The sequence below is a fragment of the Burkholderia cenocepacia genome (assembly GCF_014211915.1).
Lineage (GTDB): Bacteria > Pseudomonadota > Gammaproteobacteria > Burkholderiales > Burkholderiaceae > Burkholderia > Burkholderia orbicola.
On the sequence record NZ_CP060039.1, the window covers coordinates 2548676 to 2563354 of the forward strand.

Here is a 14679-nt window from a genome sequence, read left to right on the forward strand (position 1 = left end):
GTTTCCAGATTCTGCCGCAGTGCGGTATTTTTATCATTATCGTTTTCCCCATGTGAAGCGCCCGATCAAACTACTGAACATTTCACGGAGATAATCCGCGCACGACAGACGGGACAAGGGTTCCGGCGAAACATAAAACATTTTGCTTGACTTGACTCCGGGATTTTTCATTCAGTCGCGCATGCAGTGCCGCATTGCCGCCTCAATATCGAGATAACCCGATTTCGCGACGCAACAAAACCCGCGCATGCGCATGCGATCAATCGGCCAGCCAGATTGCCGCGGCCATGCGGCCCGTCACACGGTCGCGCCGGTACGAATAGAAGCGCGCGGGTTCGGCGACCGTGCAAGCCGTCCCGCCGCTCACGTGCGCCACGCCCGCACGCACGAGCCGCAGGCGCGCGAGCGCGTAGAGATCGGCAAGAAACTTGCTGGGCGCGCCGTCGATGGCAACGAACGCATGACGGGTTTCATCATGCTCCGACTGCGCAGCCGTGTCGAGAAACGCGTCGCGCACCTCGGCGCCGACCTCGAACGCCCGCGGGCCGATCGCCGGGCCGAGATACGCATGGAGCGCGTCCGTCGCGCCGCCCGCGAGCGCCGCGACGCGCGCCGCCGTCTGCTCGACGATGCCGGCCGCCAGCCCGCGCCAGCCCGCATGCGCGGCGCCGACCGCGCGGCCCTGCGCGTCGCACAGCAGCACGGGCAGGCAATCGGCCACCATCACCACGCAGACGGCGCCCGCCTGGTTCGTGACGCTCGCGTCGGCCTGCACCGGCGCCGTGGCCGCAGGCGCCGCGGCGATCACCTCGTCCGCCTGCACGATCCGCGCACCGTGAACCTGCTCGAGCCATGCGGCGCTCGCCTGCCCGGCGAGGGCGAGCACGCGCGCGCGATTGACGGCGACATGGTCGGGATCGTCACCGGTATGCAGGCCGAGATTCATCCCGCCCGGCAGCGCCACACCGTCCTGCCAGCGCCCGTACGGGCCCTCGCTCACACCACCGTCGCGCGTCGTGATCAGCGCGCGCACGCGTGGCGACACCTGCCAGTCGGGCTGCACGCAGTCCTGCCACGTCAACGGCGCCAGGTTCGTCATCGGCACTCACTCCTCCTCGTCGTCCAGGTACGGCTCGTCGTCGTGATACTCGCCGCCGAAGTCGTCATCGTCGTAGACACCGTCGTCGTCGTCGAATTCCTCGTCGCCCTGCCCGAAGCCCAGCGCGGCGACCAGCGTGTTCATGTCGTCCGGCAGCGGACAGCGCCACTGCATCGCCTTGCCGGTGACCGGATGCACGAGGCCGAGCCGCCACGCATGCAGCGCCTGTCGTGCGAATCCGTCCGGCAGCGGCGTGACCGAGCGCTTGCCGCGCGCACGGCCGTAAACCGGATCGCCGAGCAGCGGATGCCCGGCGTGCGCGCAGTGCACGCGGATCTGGTGCGTGCGGCCGGTTTCGAGATCGCACTGAATCGCCGAAACCGGCTGACGTTGCCACAGGCATGTGTCAACCGTGCGGAAATGCGTGCGCGCGGGCTTGCCCGACGCGCCGGTGACGACGGCCATGCGCGTACGCTCGCGCGGATCGCGGCCGATCGGCGCGTCGATCGTGCCCTCCTCGGGCATCGTGCCCCACACGAGCGCGAAATAGCGGCGCTTCACCGTGCGGGCCTGCAGCTGGCGCACGAGGTCCGTCTGCGCGGCCAGCGTGCGGGCGACCACCATCAGGCCGGAGGTTTCCTTGTCGAGCCGGTGGACGATCCCCGCACGCGGCAGGCCGGCGGCCGCGTCGCCGTAGCGATGCAGCAGACCGTTGAGGATCGTGCCGCTCCAGTTGCCGGCGGCCGGATGCACGACGAGGCCGGCCGGCTTGTTGATGACGACGAGTGCGTCGTCCTCGTAGATCACGTCGAGCGGCACGGGCTCCGGCGTGAACGCGAGCTGCTCGGGCAACAGATCGGGCACGAGCGCGATCTTCGCGCCGAGCGGCACCGGTTGACGGATCTTCGCCGGCGCGCCGTCGACGAGCACGCGCTGCGCCTCGATCCAGCTCTGCAGGCGGCTGCGCGAGAATTCGGGGAACAGCTGGGCAAGCGCCTTGTCGAGGCGTTCACCCGCGAGTGACAGCGGCACTTCGACGACGCGCGGCGCCTCGTCGACCGCCGCGGACGGCACGACGGGCGGCTGCATCGCGTCACCGGCCAGATCGTCATCGAGGGAATCCCCCGACGCAGCGTCGGCGGGCCGATCGCTTGGGCTATAATCTCCGCGATTTGGTGTGCCCGGCTGGGCATTCTGCGAACTTGAACGGGTCATTTAGACTGGGTCACCGAGACTTGAAGCTAGGACATGCGAGCATGATGAATTCGACCAAACGCACGGCCAGAACCGTCGCCGCCCGGGCTGCGGCGGTAGCGGCCGCGGCCCTCATCGCCGGCTGCCACGGCTTGCCGCAGAAGCAGGACGAGACGGCTACCTGGTCGAACAACAAATTATACTCAGAGGCCCAGGACGCACTGTCCGGCGGCGACTGGGGCAAGTGCGCGAAATATTTCGAATCGCTGCAAGGCCGCGATCCGTTCGGCCATTTCGCGCAACAGGCGCAGATCAACGTTGCATACTGCAACTGGAAGGATAACGAAGCAGCAGCAGCCGACCAGGCCGTCGATCGCTTCATCCAGCTCCACCCCGATCATCCGGACATCCCGTACGCGTACTACCTGAAGGGGATGATCCACTTCAACGACGATCTCGGCCTGTTCGGGCGTTTCTCCGGCCAGGACATGAGCGAGCGCGATCCGCAGGCGCTGCGCGAATCGTACGATGCGTTCAAGGTCGTGGTCGATCGCTTCCCGAAGAGCAAGTACGCGCCCGACGCGGCCGCGCGGATGCGCTACATCGTCAACGCTCTCGCGTCGCACGAAGTGCACGCGGCCGACTACTACTATCGTCGCGGCGCGTATGTCGCGGCCATCAACCGCGCGCAGCTCGCGATCAAGGACTACAAGGGCGCGCCGGCGATCGAGGATGCGCTGCACATCATGATCCTGTCGTACGGCAAGCTGAACCAGCCGGAACTCGCCGAGGACACCAAGCGCGTGCTCGCGGGCACGTTCCCCGACAGCCCGTACGTGACGGGCCATTCGCGCCCCGGTGCGAAGAAATCGTGGTGGCAGTTCTGAAGCACGGCGCGATGTAACATCCGTTGCGCACACAAAAAACCCGGCCATCGAGCCGGGTTTTTTATTGGCGCCGCATTCGGGCGATGCCGGGGCGTTCACGCGACAGGCGCCGCGCGTGCGGTCACACGCGCTTGTCCGACCGGTGCTCGTCGAAGAAATCCTGCACGACCGCGATCTCGCGCGTGCGCTTGAACGGCGGCAGGCTTTGCCAGATCCGGCGCCCGTACGGCTTGTCGACGAGCCGCGTGTCGCAGATCATCAGCACGCCGCGATCCGTCTCCGCACGAATCAGCCGGCCCGCGCCCTGCTTCAGCGTGATCACGGCCTGCGGCAACTGGTGCACCGCGAACGGGCTCAGCCCCTTCTTCGTCAACGCATCGAGCCGCGCGGCCAGCACCGGATCGTCCGGCGGCGCGAACGGCAGCTTGTCGATCACGACCAGCGACAACGCATCGCCGCGCACGTCGACGCCTTCCCAGAAGCTCTGGCTACCTACCAGGATCGCATTGCCGTACGCGCGGAAGCGATCGAGCAACTCGGTGCGGCTTGCGTCGCCCTGCACGAGCAGCGGCGTGTTCCAGCCGCGCGATTCGATCACGTCGCGCAGCTTCGACGCGATCCGGTCGACCGCACGCAGCGTCGTGCACAGCATGAACACGCCGCCGCCGGATGCCTCGATCGCCGGCAGCGCGGCATCGAACACGGCATCGGTAAACGCCGGCGAAGACGGCTGCGGCAGGTTGCGCGGCACGTACAGCAGCCCCTGGGACTGGTAATCGAACGGGCTGGCGAGCGTCATCGAACGACGCGAGCTGAGGCCCATCTGCGCCGCGTAGTGCGTGAAATCGCCGCGCACCGATAGCGTAGCCGACGTGAACACCCATGCACGCGGCACGCCCGCACGCTGCTTCGCGAAGATCGGCGCGACCGACAGCGGCGTTTCGTGCAGCTGGACGGTATGCGCGAACACCTCGACCCAGCGCACCTTCTCGTTCGGATCGCCGTCGGCTGCCGCCTTGTCGCCGGCCGCTGCCGCGTCGGCTTGCGCGGCCGCTTCCGCCGCGCCGGGCGCGACCCAGCCGGCCAGCAGGTCCTGCAGCTCGCGCGCGCGCCGCAGGCACGCGCCGAGCGATTCCGCGCGCTCGGCCTGGCTCGCGAGCGCCGACGCAAGCGCATCGAGCGCCACGTCGAGCGCGTCGAGCGCACCGAACATCGGGTGATCGTCGCCGAGCTGCGCAAGCGACATACGCACGATCTGGCCGTCCGCGAACGCGAGGCGCAGGTCGCGCGCCGCACGCTCGAGATCGCCGCCGAGCTTCACCCACTCGACCGCGTCGCGCGCATGGCTCAGGCCTTCGGCGACCGTGTCGCGCGCGAGCTCGAGGATCTGCGTGGTCGACAGCGTCTCGCCGAAGAACAGCGTCGCCGTCTCCGGCAGCTGATGCGCTTCGTCGAAGATGATCGTGTTCGCATTCGGCAGCAGCTCGGCCATCCCCGTGTCGCGCAGCATGATGTCCGCGAAGAACAGGTGATGGTTGACGACGACGATGTCGGCCTGCTGCGCCTCGCGCCGCGCCTGCATCACGAAGCATTCCTTGTAGTGCGGGCATTCCTGGCCGAGGCAGTTGTCGCGCGTCGACGTGACCATCGACCACACGGGCGCATTTTCCGGCACGCTCGCGAGTTCGGCCTTGTCGCCGCTCTTCGTGATCTTCGCGAAGCGGACGATTTCCTGCAGATAGGCCGTGTCCTGCCGCGACGGCAGCCGGCCGTTGTCGGCCGTGCGTTGCAGGTAGTAGTGGCACAGGTAGTTGGCGCGGCCCTTGAGCATCGCGACCGACACCGGCACCGCGAGCGCATTGCGCACGGTCGGGATGTCGCGCTGGAACAGCTGGTCCTGCAGGTGCTTCGTGCCGGTCGACACGATCACCTTGCCGCCCCACAGCATCGCGGGCACCAGATACGCGTAGGTCTTGCCGGTACCCGTGCCGGCCTCGACGATCAGCGTGTTGTCGCCTGCGTCGCTGTCGGATTCGGTTGCCGCGGCATCGTCCGCGGCCGCCCCGGCCGTCTTGTCGGCGTCGCCCAAGCGGCGTGCCGGCCGCTTGCGGGTTTCGAAGATCTCGGGCTCGGGCATCCGGCGCGCGGATGCCTCCATCGCGGACGCGACCGCGCGCGCCATCTCGATCTGTGACGTACGCGGCCGGTACCCATCGAGCGCGCGCGCCAGCAACCCGCCTTCGCCAAAGATCGTGTCGAGCTCGTCGACGCGCTTGCGGCTCAGCTCGAAGGTGCCTTCGGACGCACGAACGCGCCCGGCGGACGTCGTGTCACGCCGGGCATCGGGGGTGGCTTCAAGCGGTGAATTCAAGGCAAGCGTTCCTGTGTCCAGCGCCCGGGCGGCGCCGGCGCTTGCCAGGCCGCGCTCAGGCGCGCTTATCCGGTTCGAGCTGCGATTGCAGCAAAATGATTTTGTCCTTGGCCGCCAGCTTTTCCTTCTTCAGCCGGTGCAGCGTGATGTCGTCGATGTCGGAGTGTCCTTCCTTCAGCTCGATCTCCCGAGCGAGCTGCTGGTGCTGCTCCTGCAATGCAGCCAAACGGTTGTGCAATTCCTGCTGCTGTTCCGTGTGACGGTTTTGCATAGTTGCCTCCTCATCGAAGCAGCGCGACGACTGGCGTGCCGACGCGCCCGAGACTGATCCCGATCAATTCAACACGTTACTGCCCCTGCTGTTGCTGCTGCTTGGCCTTCTCGGCCGCTTCCTGCTGACGCCGCTCGACATCGGCCTTGTGCTGCGCGGCTTCCTTCTGCTTCTGCTCGTAGCGCGTGGCGTTGTCCGCCCGCTCCTGCGCCTTCTGCGCCGCCTGCTGATGCGCCTGGTCGAGCTTGCGCTGGAAATCCGCCTGCTTCTGGTCGTATGCCTGCTTGCTCGCCGCGCGTTGTGGCCCTTCCGCGCCGCGCTGCGCCTGCTTCAGTGCATTCTGCTCCTGCTTGTCGCGGAATGCAGCCGCGTTCGCCGCGTCGTTCGCTGCCCGCTGCGGCGCTTCCGCCTCGTTCCGGGCCTGCTTCAACGCCTGCTGCTGGTCGCGCTGCTGCGCACGCACCGCGCGCTGCTCGTCGTTCAGCGCGAGCTGCTCCTGGCGAATGCTCGCCCGCTCCTCGCGCATCTGGTCGCGCGCCTTGCCGAGACAGTGGTTGACGAAGAACTTGCTGTAACAGTCGTGCTCCGCCAGCGCATAACGATAATCGTTTTCCGCGGAGCGTTGATTGAGCACTTTTTGACGGGCGTCGAAATCCGGGGCGGCGGAGGCTGCAACGGGTGCGGACGCGACGGTGTCCGGCGCGCTGGCGCCAGTGGCCTGCGCAAATGCACCGGAAGGCCCGGCAGACAAAGCCGCGGCGAGCGCTGCGCCGAGCGCGACGAGAGAAATGCGGGAAGTTGGCAACGTCGTAGGAAAGCTGCGGGACATGTGTCAAATTCTATCACCCCCGGCTGGACGCTCCGCCATTTATGGCAAAATGCCCCGCTTCATTCACCCGCGGCCTCTGGCCCGTCGGGCCCGCCGGGCAGCCCGCCGCTCCGGGGCTGCCGGCCCGCGCCGCGATTTCAGCAGGCAGACAGACCATCCACGACATGACGGAAACCGTAGCACTCAAGATCGTACAGCGCATCGCCACCGAACTGTCCGTCCAGCCGCGCCAGGTCGCGGCGGCCGTGCAACTCCTCGACGAAGGCTCGACCGTTCCGTTCATTGCCCGGTACCGCAAGGAAGTGACCGGCAACCTGGACGACACGCAGCTGCGCAACCTCGAGGAACGCCTCCTGTATCTGCGCGAACTCGAGGATCGCCGCGCCGCGATCCTGTCGAGCATCGACGAACAGGGCAAGCTGACCGACGAACTGCGTGCCGCGATCGACGCGGCCGACAGCAAACAGGTGCTCGAAGACCTTTATCTGCCGTACAAGCCGAAGCGCCGCACGCGTGCACAGATCGCCCGCGAAGCCGGCCTCGAGCCGCTCGCGCACGCGCTGCTCGCGAACCCGCTGCTCGACCCGCAGGCCGAGGCGGCCGCGTATGTCGACGCCGACAAGGGCGTCGCCGACGCGAAGGCCGCGCTCGACGGCGCGCGCGACATCCTGTCCGAACAGTTCGGCGAGACGGCGGAACTGCTCGGCAAGCTGCGCGACTACCTGCACAACCAGGGCGTCGTGTCGTCGGCCGTCGTCGAGGGCAAGGAAAACGAGGAAGGCGAGAAATTCCGCGACTATTACGACTACGCGGAAACGATCAAGACCGTGCCGTCGCACCGTGCGCTCGCGCTGTTCCGCGGCCGCAACGCGGGCGTGCTGACGATCAAGCTCGGCCTCGGCGAAGAGCTCGACGCGCAGGTACCGCATCCCGGCGAGGCGATGATCGCGCGCCATTTCGGCATCGCGAACCAGAATCGCCCGGCCGACAAATGGCTGTCCGACGTCTGCCGCTGGTGCTGGCGCGTGAAGGTGCAGCCGCATATCGAGAACGAACTGCTCACGCAGCTGCGCGAAACGGCCGAAACCGAAGCGATCCGCGTGTTCGCGCGCAACCTGAACGACCTGCTGCTGGCCGCGCCGGCCGGCCCGAAGGCCGTGATCGGCCTCGACCCCGGCCTGCGCACGGGCGTGAAGGTCGCGGTCGTCGACCGCACCGGCAAGGTGCTCGCGACCGACACGATCTACCCGCACGAGCCGCGCCGCGACTGGGACGGCTCGATCGCGAAACTCGCGCGCATCGCCGCGCAGACGCAGGCCGAGCTGATCAGCATCGGAAACGGCACCGCATCGCGCGAAACCGACAAGCTCGCGAGCGAACTGATCGCGAAACACCCGGAGCTGCGGCTGCAGAAGATCGTCGTGTCGGAAGCCGGCGCGTCGGTCTACTCGGCGTCCGAGCTCGCCGCGAAGGAATTCCCGGATCTCGACGTGTCGCTGCGCGGCGCCGTGTCGATCGCCCGCCGCCTGCAGGACCCGCTCGCCGAGCTCGTGAAGATCGAGCCGAAGGCGATCGGCGTCGGCCAGTACCAGCACGACGTGAACCAGCGCGAACTCGCCCGCTCGCTCGACGCGGTCGTCGAGGATTGCGTGAACGCGGTCGGCGTCGACGCGAATACCGCGTCGGCCCCGCTGCTCGCCCGCGTGTCGGGCCTGAACGCGACGCTCGCGCGCAACATCGTCGACTATCGCGATGCAAACGGCCCGTTCCCGTCGCGCGAGCACCTGCGCAAGGTGCCGCGCCTCGGCGACAAGACTTTCGAACAGGCCGCCGGCTTCCTGCGCATCAACGGCGGCGAGAACCCGCTCGACCGCTCGTCGGTGCACCCGGAAGCGTATCCGGTCGTCGAGCGGATGCTCGCGAAGATCAACAAGCGCATCGACGACGTGCTCGGCAACCGCGAAGCGCTGTCGGGCCTGTCGCCGTCTGAATTTGTTGACGAACGTTTCGGCCTGCCGACCGTGCGCGACATCCTGGCCGAACTGGAGAAACCGGGGCGCGATCCGCGTCCGGAATTCAAGACGGCCACGTTCCGCGAAGGCGTCGAGAAGGTCGCGGACCTCGTGCCGGGCATGACGCTCGAAGGCGTCGTGACGAACGTCGCGGCGTTCGGCGCGTTCGTGGATATCGGCGTGCACCAGGACGGCCTCGTCCACGTGTCGGCGATGTCGACGAAGTTCATCAAGGACCCGCACGAAGTCGTGAAGGCCGGCCAGGTCGTCAAGGTGAAGGTGATCGACGTCGACGTGAAGCGCCAGCGCATCGCGCTGACGATGCGCCTCGACGACGACGCGGCAGCGCCCGGCATGACGTCGCGCGGCGGCCAGGATCGCGGCAATGCGGGGCGCGGCGCCGCCCGCCCGCAGCGTTCGCGCGAACCGGAGCCGGCCGGCGCGATGGCCGCGGCATTCGCGAAGCTGAAGCGCTGAGCACGCGAACAGCCGTCGGCGTATAAAAAAGCCCGCCGAAAGGCGGGCTTTTTCATTATCTGGACAAACGCGGCGCGCGCCGCGCTCCATCAGATCTCGATCTTCGTCCCGAGCTCGACGACGCGGTTCGCCGGAATCGCGAAGAAATCGGTCGGCTTCGCGGCATTCTGGTGCATCCACGCAAATACGCGCTCGCGCCAGATCGACATCCCCGGCAGATGCGTCGGCACGACCGTTTCGCGCGCGAGGAAGAACGACGTGTCCATCAGCTCGAACGTCATGTCGTGCGTCCGGCCGAATTCCTCGAGCACGGCCTTCACGTCCGGCGTCTCGTTGAAGCCGTACTCGGCCTTGACGATGTACAGGCCACCGCCCGCGTCGCGCGCGCTCTGGCGCTTGTCGTCGCGCACGTACGGAATGTCGCGCGTGACGAACGTCAGGAAAATGGTCCGCTCGTGCAGGACCTTGTTGTGCTTCAGGTTGTGCAGCAGGCTGACGGGCACCAACTTGTCGTTGCCGGTCAGGTAGATCGCGGTGCCGGACACCCGGTGCGGCGGATGCGCGAGCAGCCCCTGCAGGAACGGCTCCAGCGGAATACCGTCGGCCGCCGTGCGTTCCTTGACGATGTGACGCCCCTTGTACCAGGTCATCAGCAGGAAGAACAGCAACGCGCCGATGCCGAGCGGCAGCCAGCCGCCCTGCGCGACCTTCAGCAGGTTTGCGCCGAAAAAGCCGAGGTCGATCGCAAGGAACACCGCGATGATCGCGCCGACCAGCAGCCGGTTCCAGTTCCACACCTTCACCATCACGACACACGCGAGCACGGTCGTGATCACCATCGTCGCCGTCACCGCGATGCCGTACGCAGCCGCGAGGTTGTCCGAGCTCTTGAAACCGACGACGATACAGAGGATCACGGCCAGCAGCAGCCAGTTCACGACCGGCACGTAGATCTGGCCTATCGCGAGCTCGGACGTATGCAGCACCTTCATGCGCGGCACGTAGCCGAGCTGGATCGCCTGCGACGTCAGCGAGTACGCGCCGGAAATCACCGCTTGCGACGCGATCACGGTCGCGACCGTCGACAGCACGACGAGCGGCAGCAGCCCCCATTCGGGTGCCAGCAGGAAGAACGGGTTTTCGATCGCTTTCGGATTCTGGATCAGCAGCGCGCCCTGACCGAAGTAGTTCAGCACGAGCGACGGCATCACGAGCCCGTACGCGGCGTACCGGATCGGCTTGGCACCGAAGTGGCCCATGTCCGCATAGAGCGCTTCCGCGCCGGTCAGCACCAGCACGACCGAGCCGAGCACGACGTAGGCCTGCAACAGGTGGTCGGCCATGAACGACGCCGCGTAATACGGGTTGATTGCCGCGATGATGCCCGGCACGCGAACGATGTGGTACACGCCGAGCGCCGCGATCACGACGAACCACAGCACCATGATCGGGCCGAACAGCTTGCCGACCAGCGCGGTACCGTGCCGCTGGATCCAGAACAGCGCGATCAGGATCACGATGGTGATCGGCAGCACGAGATGGGAGAGGTGCGGCGTCGCGATCTCGAGACCTTCGACGGCCGACATCACGGAAATCGCCGGCGTGATCACCGCGTCCCCGTAGAACATGCACGCGCCGAATATCCCGAGCGCCATCAGCGCGCCCGCGACACGGGTTTTCGAGTCGAGCGGCCGCAGCGACAGCGCCATCAGCGCGAGCACGCCGCCTTCGCCGTTGTTGTCCGCCCGCATCACGAACAGCAGGTACTTGACGCCGACCACCAGCAAGATGGCCCAGAACAGCAGCGAGATCACGCCGAGAATCGACCCTTCGGTCAGCGGAATGCCGTGCGCGGGGCTGAACGCTTCCTTGAGCGAATACAGCGGGCTGGTGCCGATGTCGCCGAACACGACGCCGATGGCTGCTATCGCTAGCGCCCGCATCGAGTGTTGTTGCGTCGAATGCGGCGAGTGTGCGGCGTCGGTCGCGTGAGTCGTGTCGTTCATATGAAGCGTAATAATCGGGTCCGGGTCGGACAAAACGAGCGCTATTCTACTCGCGCCCCCGTGAAACGCCGCCCTGCCGTGTTGCCGTGGAACCACGTGATCCACGCTGCGCATGCAATCCGGCGCGACCTGTGGCAGGGCTGCCATCATAGCCGGGGCCGCGCCGCCTGCCTATCGGGTCCGCAAGGCGCCCCGCGTGGCGCCACGCGCGCGCCAATGAAAAACGGCGCCGCAAGCGGCGCCGTACAAGGCTTTCCTTCGATCGGCCGGCCGCTTACGCGCCCGAACCGTCGCGCTGTGCGCGACCGCGCTTGATCCACGCCTCGAGGTTGTGCGGACGGACCGTGTCCCACTCCTCGAACGGCTGATGAATCCACGGATTCGTCGGCAGGAACTGCGTGTGATAGTCGGGCTTGACCTTCGAGCAACCCTTGTACCAGAGCACGGCCGAACGCACGGCCGTGACCGCCGGATAGCGCTCTTTCAGATGCTCCTGCACGCGGGCGAGCGTGACGCCGGAATCGACGAGATCGTCGACCAGCAGCACGTTGCCCGCGAGATGGCCGCGCGTCATCGTGATGTACTGCGCGATGTCGAGCTCGCCCTGCTCGGTGCCGGCCGCTTCCCGATACGAACTCGTCGCGAGGATCGCGAGCGGCACGTCATAGATGCGCGACAGCTGGTCGCCGACGCGCAGGCCGCCGCGCGCGAGGCACAGGATCTGGTCGAACTTCCAGCCCGAGGCGTGCACCTGGAGCGCGAGCAGCTCGATCAGACGGTGATACTCGTCCCAGCCTACCCACAGGTTCTTGTCGTCGTTGCGCGGATCGGTCATCAAGTCTGCCGCCGTCATCGTGATTTGCTGCGTCATCTGGGAATTACACCTTGAACGGATGGCGGAGCAGGATCGTTTCGTCGCGGTCCGGGCCCGTCGACACCATGTCGACCGGCACGCCAGCCACTTCCTGGACGCGTGCGAGGTAGGCCTGCGCGTTCGCCGGCAGTGCGTCCCACGTGTTGATCCCGACCGTGCTTTCCTTCCAGCCGGCGAACGTCTCGTACACCGGTTCGCAACGCGCGACATCGACCGCGCCACGCGGCAGGATGTCCACGTCCTTGCCGTCGACCTTGTAGCCGACGCACAGCTTGACTTCGTCGAGGCCATCGAGCACGTCGAGCTTCGTCATGCACAGGCCCGACACGCCGTTGATCTGGATCGAGCGGCGCAGCGCAGCCGCATCGAGCCAGCCGGTGCGGCGCGGACGGCCGGTGACCGAGCCGAATTCCTTGCCGACGTTCGCGAGCGTGACGCCGATCTGGTCCTGGCGCTGCGGGTTGTCCGCATCGTACAGCTCGCTCGGGAACGGGCCCGAGCCGACGCGCGTGCAATACGCCTTCGTGATGCCGAGGATGTAGTTGAGCTTCTGCGGACCGACGCCCGCGCCGGCCGACGCCGCACCGGCGACGCAGTTGCTCGACGTGACGAACGGATAGGTGCCGTGGTCGATGTCGAGCAGCGTGCCTTGCGCGCCTTCGAACAGCAGGTTCTGGCCCGCATTGTTCGCGTCGTACAGGCGGCGCGACACGTCGGCCACCATCGGCTTCAGGCGGTCGGCATAGCCGAGCATCGTGTCGAGCGTGGCCTGGAAGTCGACGGCCGCGCCGCCCAGATACTGGGTCAGCACGAAGTTGTGGTAGTCGAGATTTTCGCGCAGGCGGTCGGCGAAGGTCTTCGCGTCGAACAGGTCCTGCACGCGCAGCGCGCGGCGGCCGACCTTGTCTTCGTACGCAGGGCCGATGCCGCGGCCCGTCGTGCCGATCTTGCCCGCGCCCTTGCGCGCCTCGCGCGCCTGGTCGATCGCGATGTGGTACGGCAGGATCAGCGTCGTGGCTTCGGAGATGAACAGACGGTCGCGTACGTTCACGCCGGCTTCTTCGAGCTCGCCGATTTCCTTGAACAGTGCTTCGGGGACAGAACGACGCCGTTGCCGATGTAGCAGGCGACGCCTTCACGCATGATGCCCGACGGAATGAGGCGCAAGATCGTCTTCTTGCCGCCGATGATGAGGGTGTGGCCGGCGTTGTGACCGCCCTGGAAACGCACGACGCCCTGAGCGTGGTCCGTCAGCCAGTCGACGATCTTGCCCTTGCCTTCATCACCCCATTGCGTTCCCACGACGACGACATTGCGCCCGGGAGTCACGTTCACTGCGCTGGCAGACATGTTGATTCGTTAGCTGGTTAAAAACGTATTCTACCTATGTTCGCGGGCGATTCCGAATTTTTCCGTTTCGCTTCAACGATATGCACCCCGAAGCACGGCCCGCGAACGCCTCTTTATCGGGGTTCGACCACCCATGCGCCGTTGCGCTCGACGAGCGAACGATCGCATGCGAATTCGTCGAGCACGTGGTCGTGGCCCGGCAGCGCCTGGATCACGACCTCGCCCGCATCGCGCAGCGCCGCGACCGCCGCGCCCAGCGCGTCGTCCTGCGCCCACGGCGCGAGAATCGCGGTGCCGCGCGCCTCGACCGGCGAAATCCGTGCGAGCTCGCGCAGATCCAGCGAGAAGCCGGTGGCCGGACGGGAGCGGCCATAGGCCTGCCCCACGTGGTCGTAACGACCGCCGCGCGCGATCGCGTTCGGCACGCCGTCGATGTAGGCGCTGAACATCGCGCCGCTGTGATACGCGTAGCCGCGCAGGTCGGCGAGATCGATCGCGACTTCGACGCCCTTCGCCTGCGACGCAAGCTGCGCGAGATCGTCGAGCGCCCGCGTGATTTCCGGCAGCACCGGCAGGCGCGTGCGCGCTTCGGCGAGCACGCTCGCGTCGCCGTAGAGGTTCGGCAGCGCGCGCAGCGCGGCACGCGTATCGGCGCCGAGATCGTCGGTGAGTTCGTTCAGCAGCGGCACGTCCTTGCCCGACAGCGCGTCGTACAGCGACTCGCCGCGCTCGGCGGCCTGCGCGTCGCGCGCCAGCAGCGCCGCGAGCACGCCCGCGTGACCGAGGTCGAGGCGGATGCGCGACAGGCCCGCGAGGTGCAGCGCGTCGAGCATCAGTTGCTGGATCTCGAGATCGGCTTCCAGCCCCGCGTGCCCGTAGATTTCGGCGCCGATCTGGATCTGCTCGCGGGTCGCGTGCAGGCCGCGCGGACGCGTATGCATCACATGGCCCGCGTAGCAGAGGCGCGTCACGCCCTGACGGTTCAACAGGTGCGCGTCGATCCGCGCGACCTGCGGCGTGATGTCCGCGCGCAGGCCGAGCGTGCGACCCGACAACTGGTCGACCAGCTTGAAGGTGCGCAGGCGCAGATCGGCGCCGCCGCTCGTCAGCAGCGATTCGAGATACTCGAGCAGCGGCGGCATCACCATTTCGTAGCCATACGAACGGAAGCGGTCGAGCAGCCTGCGGCGCAGCTCCTCGATCTTGCGCGCTTCCGACGGCAGCACGTCGGCGATATTCTCGGGAAGTAACCAGGTCGACATCGGTACGGTCCTACGACGGGAAACGGCGCGCGACACGCGCGCCGCGA

The 14679-nt window shown here is 67.0% G+C and carries 10 protein-coding genes and 1 pseudogene; 2 read left to right on the plus strand and 9 right to left on the minus strand.

Annotation, left to right across the window (positions count from 1 at the left end; translation table 11 throughout):
* Positions 1-259 precede the first annotated feature (259 nt).
* Entirely contained in the window at positions 260-1099 is an 840-nt protein-coding gene (gene pgeF, locus SY91_RS12120; protein ID WP_185920941.1) for a peptidoglycan editing factor PgeF, read from the minus strand.
* Positions 1100-1105: 6 nt separating this feature from the next.
* Positions 1106-2314: an RluA family pseudouridine synthase gene (locus SY91_RS12125; RefSeq protein ID WP_043888321.1), complete on the minus strand. Its 1209-nt coding sequence runs from the start codon at positions 2312-2314 to the stop codon at positions 1106-1108.
* A 41-nt stretch (positions 2315-2355) separates the two neighbouring features.
* Between SY91_RS12125 and SY91_RS12130 the strand changes: the two genes are divergently transcribed.
* A complete protein-coding gene (locus tag SY91_RS12130) occupies positions 2356-3180 on the plus strand; it encodes an outer membrane protein assembly factor BamD (RefSeq protein ID WP_011549700.1) in 825 nt (274 codons plus the stop codon).
* Between the two features lie 121 nt (positions 3181-3301).
* Here SY91_RS12130 and SY91_RS12135 read toward each other — a convergent pair whose 3' ends face one another.
* The 3 genes from SY91_RS12135 to SY91_RS12145 all read right to left on the minus strand — a co-directional run bounded on the left by SY91_RS12135 (position 3302) and on the right by SY91_RS12145 (position 6651).
* Positions 3302-5551 (minus strand): ATP-dependent DNA helicase, encoded by a 2250-nt coding sequence (locus SY91_RS12135; protein ID WP_023477359.1) that lies wholly within the window; start codon positions 5549-5551, stop codon positions 3302-3304.
* A gap of 55 nt (positions 5552-5606) precedes the next feature.
* Entirely contained in the window at positions 5607-5822 is a 216-nt protein-coding gene (locus tag SY91_RS12140; protein WP_006478692.1) for a YdcH family protein, read from the minus strand.
* A gap of 76 nt (positions 5823-5898) precedes the next feature.
* The gene (locus tag SY91_RS12145; RefSeq protein ID WP_006478691.1) at positions 5899-6651 is read right to left on the minus strand and encodes a hypothetical protein; all 753 of its coding nucleotides are present in this window, start codon (positions 6649-6651) and stop codon (positions 5899-5901) included.
* 164 nt (positions 6652-6815) lie between these two features.
* On the opposite strand from SY91_RS12145, the gene SY91_RS12150 reads away from it, so the two are divergent.
* Complete coding sequence (locus SY91_RS12150) at positions 6816-9140, plus strand: Tex family protein (protein ID WP_023477357.1); 2325 nt, start codon at positions 6816-6818, stop codon at positions 9138-9140.
* Positions 9141-9229: 89 nt separating this feature from the next.
* Here SY91_RS12150 and SY91_RS12155 read toward each other — a convergent pair whose 3' ends face one another.
* The 4 genes and pseudogenes from SY91_RS12155 to SY91_RS12170 form a co-directional block, all read right to left on the minus strand.
* Positions 9230-11146, minus strand: coding sequence for a potassium transporter Kup (locus tag SY91_RS12155; RefSeq protein WP_006478689.1), 1917 nt, complete (start codon positions 11144-11146; stop codon positions 9230-9232).
* A gap of 274 nt (positions 11147-11420) precedes the next feature.
* Positions 11421-12017: a phosphoribosyltransferase gene (locus SY91_RS12160; protein ID WP_006478688.1), complete on the minus strand. Its 597-nt coding sequence runs from the start codon at positions 12015-12017 to the stop codon at positions 11421-11423.
* A gap of 7 nt (positions 12018-12024) precedes the next feature.
* Positions 12025-13370, minus strand: a pseudogene (locus SY91_RS12165) (adenylosuccinate synthase).
* Positions 13371-13483: 113 nt separating this feature from the next.
* Positions 13484-14632 carry an ATP phosphoribosyltransferase regulatory subunit gene (locus SY91_RS12170; RefSeq protein WP_011549695.1) on the minus strand — a complete coding sequence of 383 codons (1149 nt, stop codon included), beginning with the start codon at positions 14630-14632 and terminating at the stop codon, positions 13484-13486.
* Positions 14633-14679 lie beyond the last annotated feature (47 nt).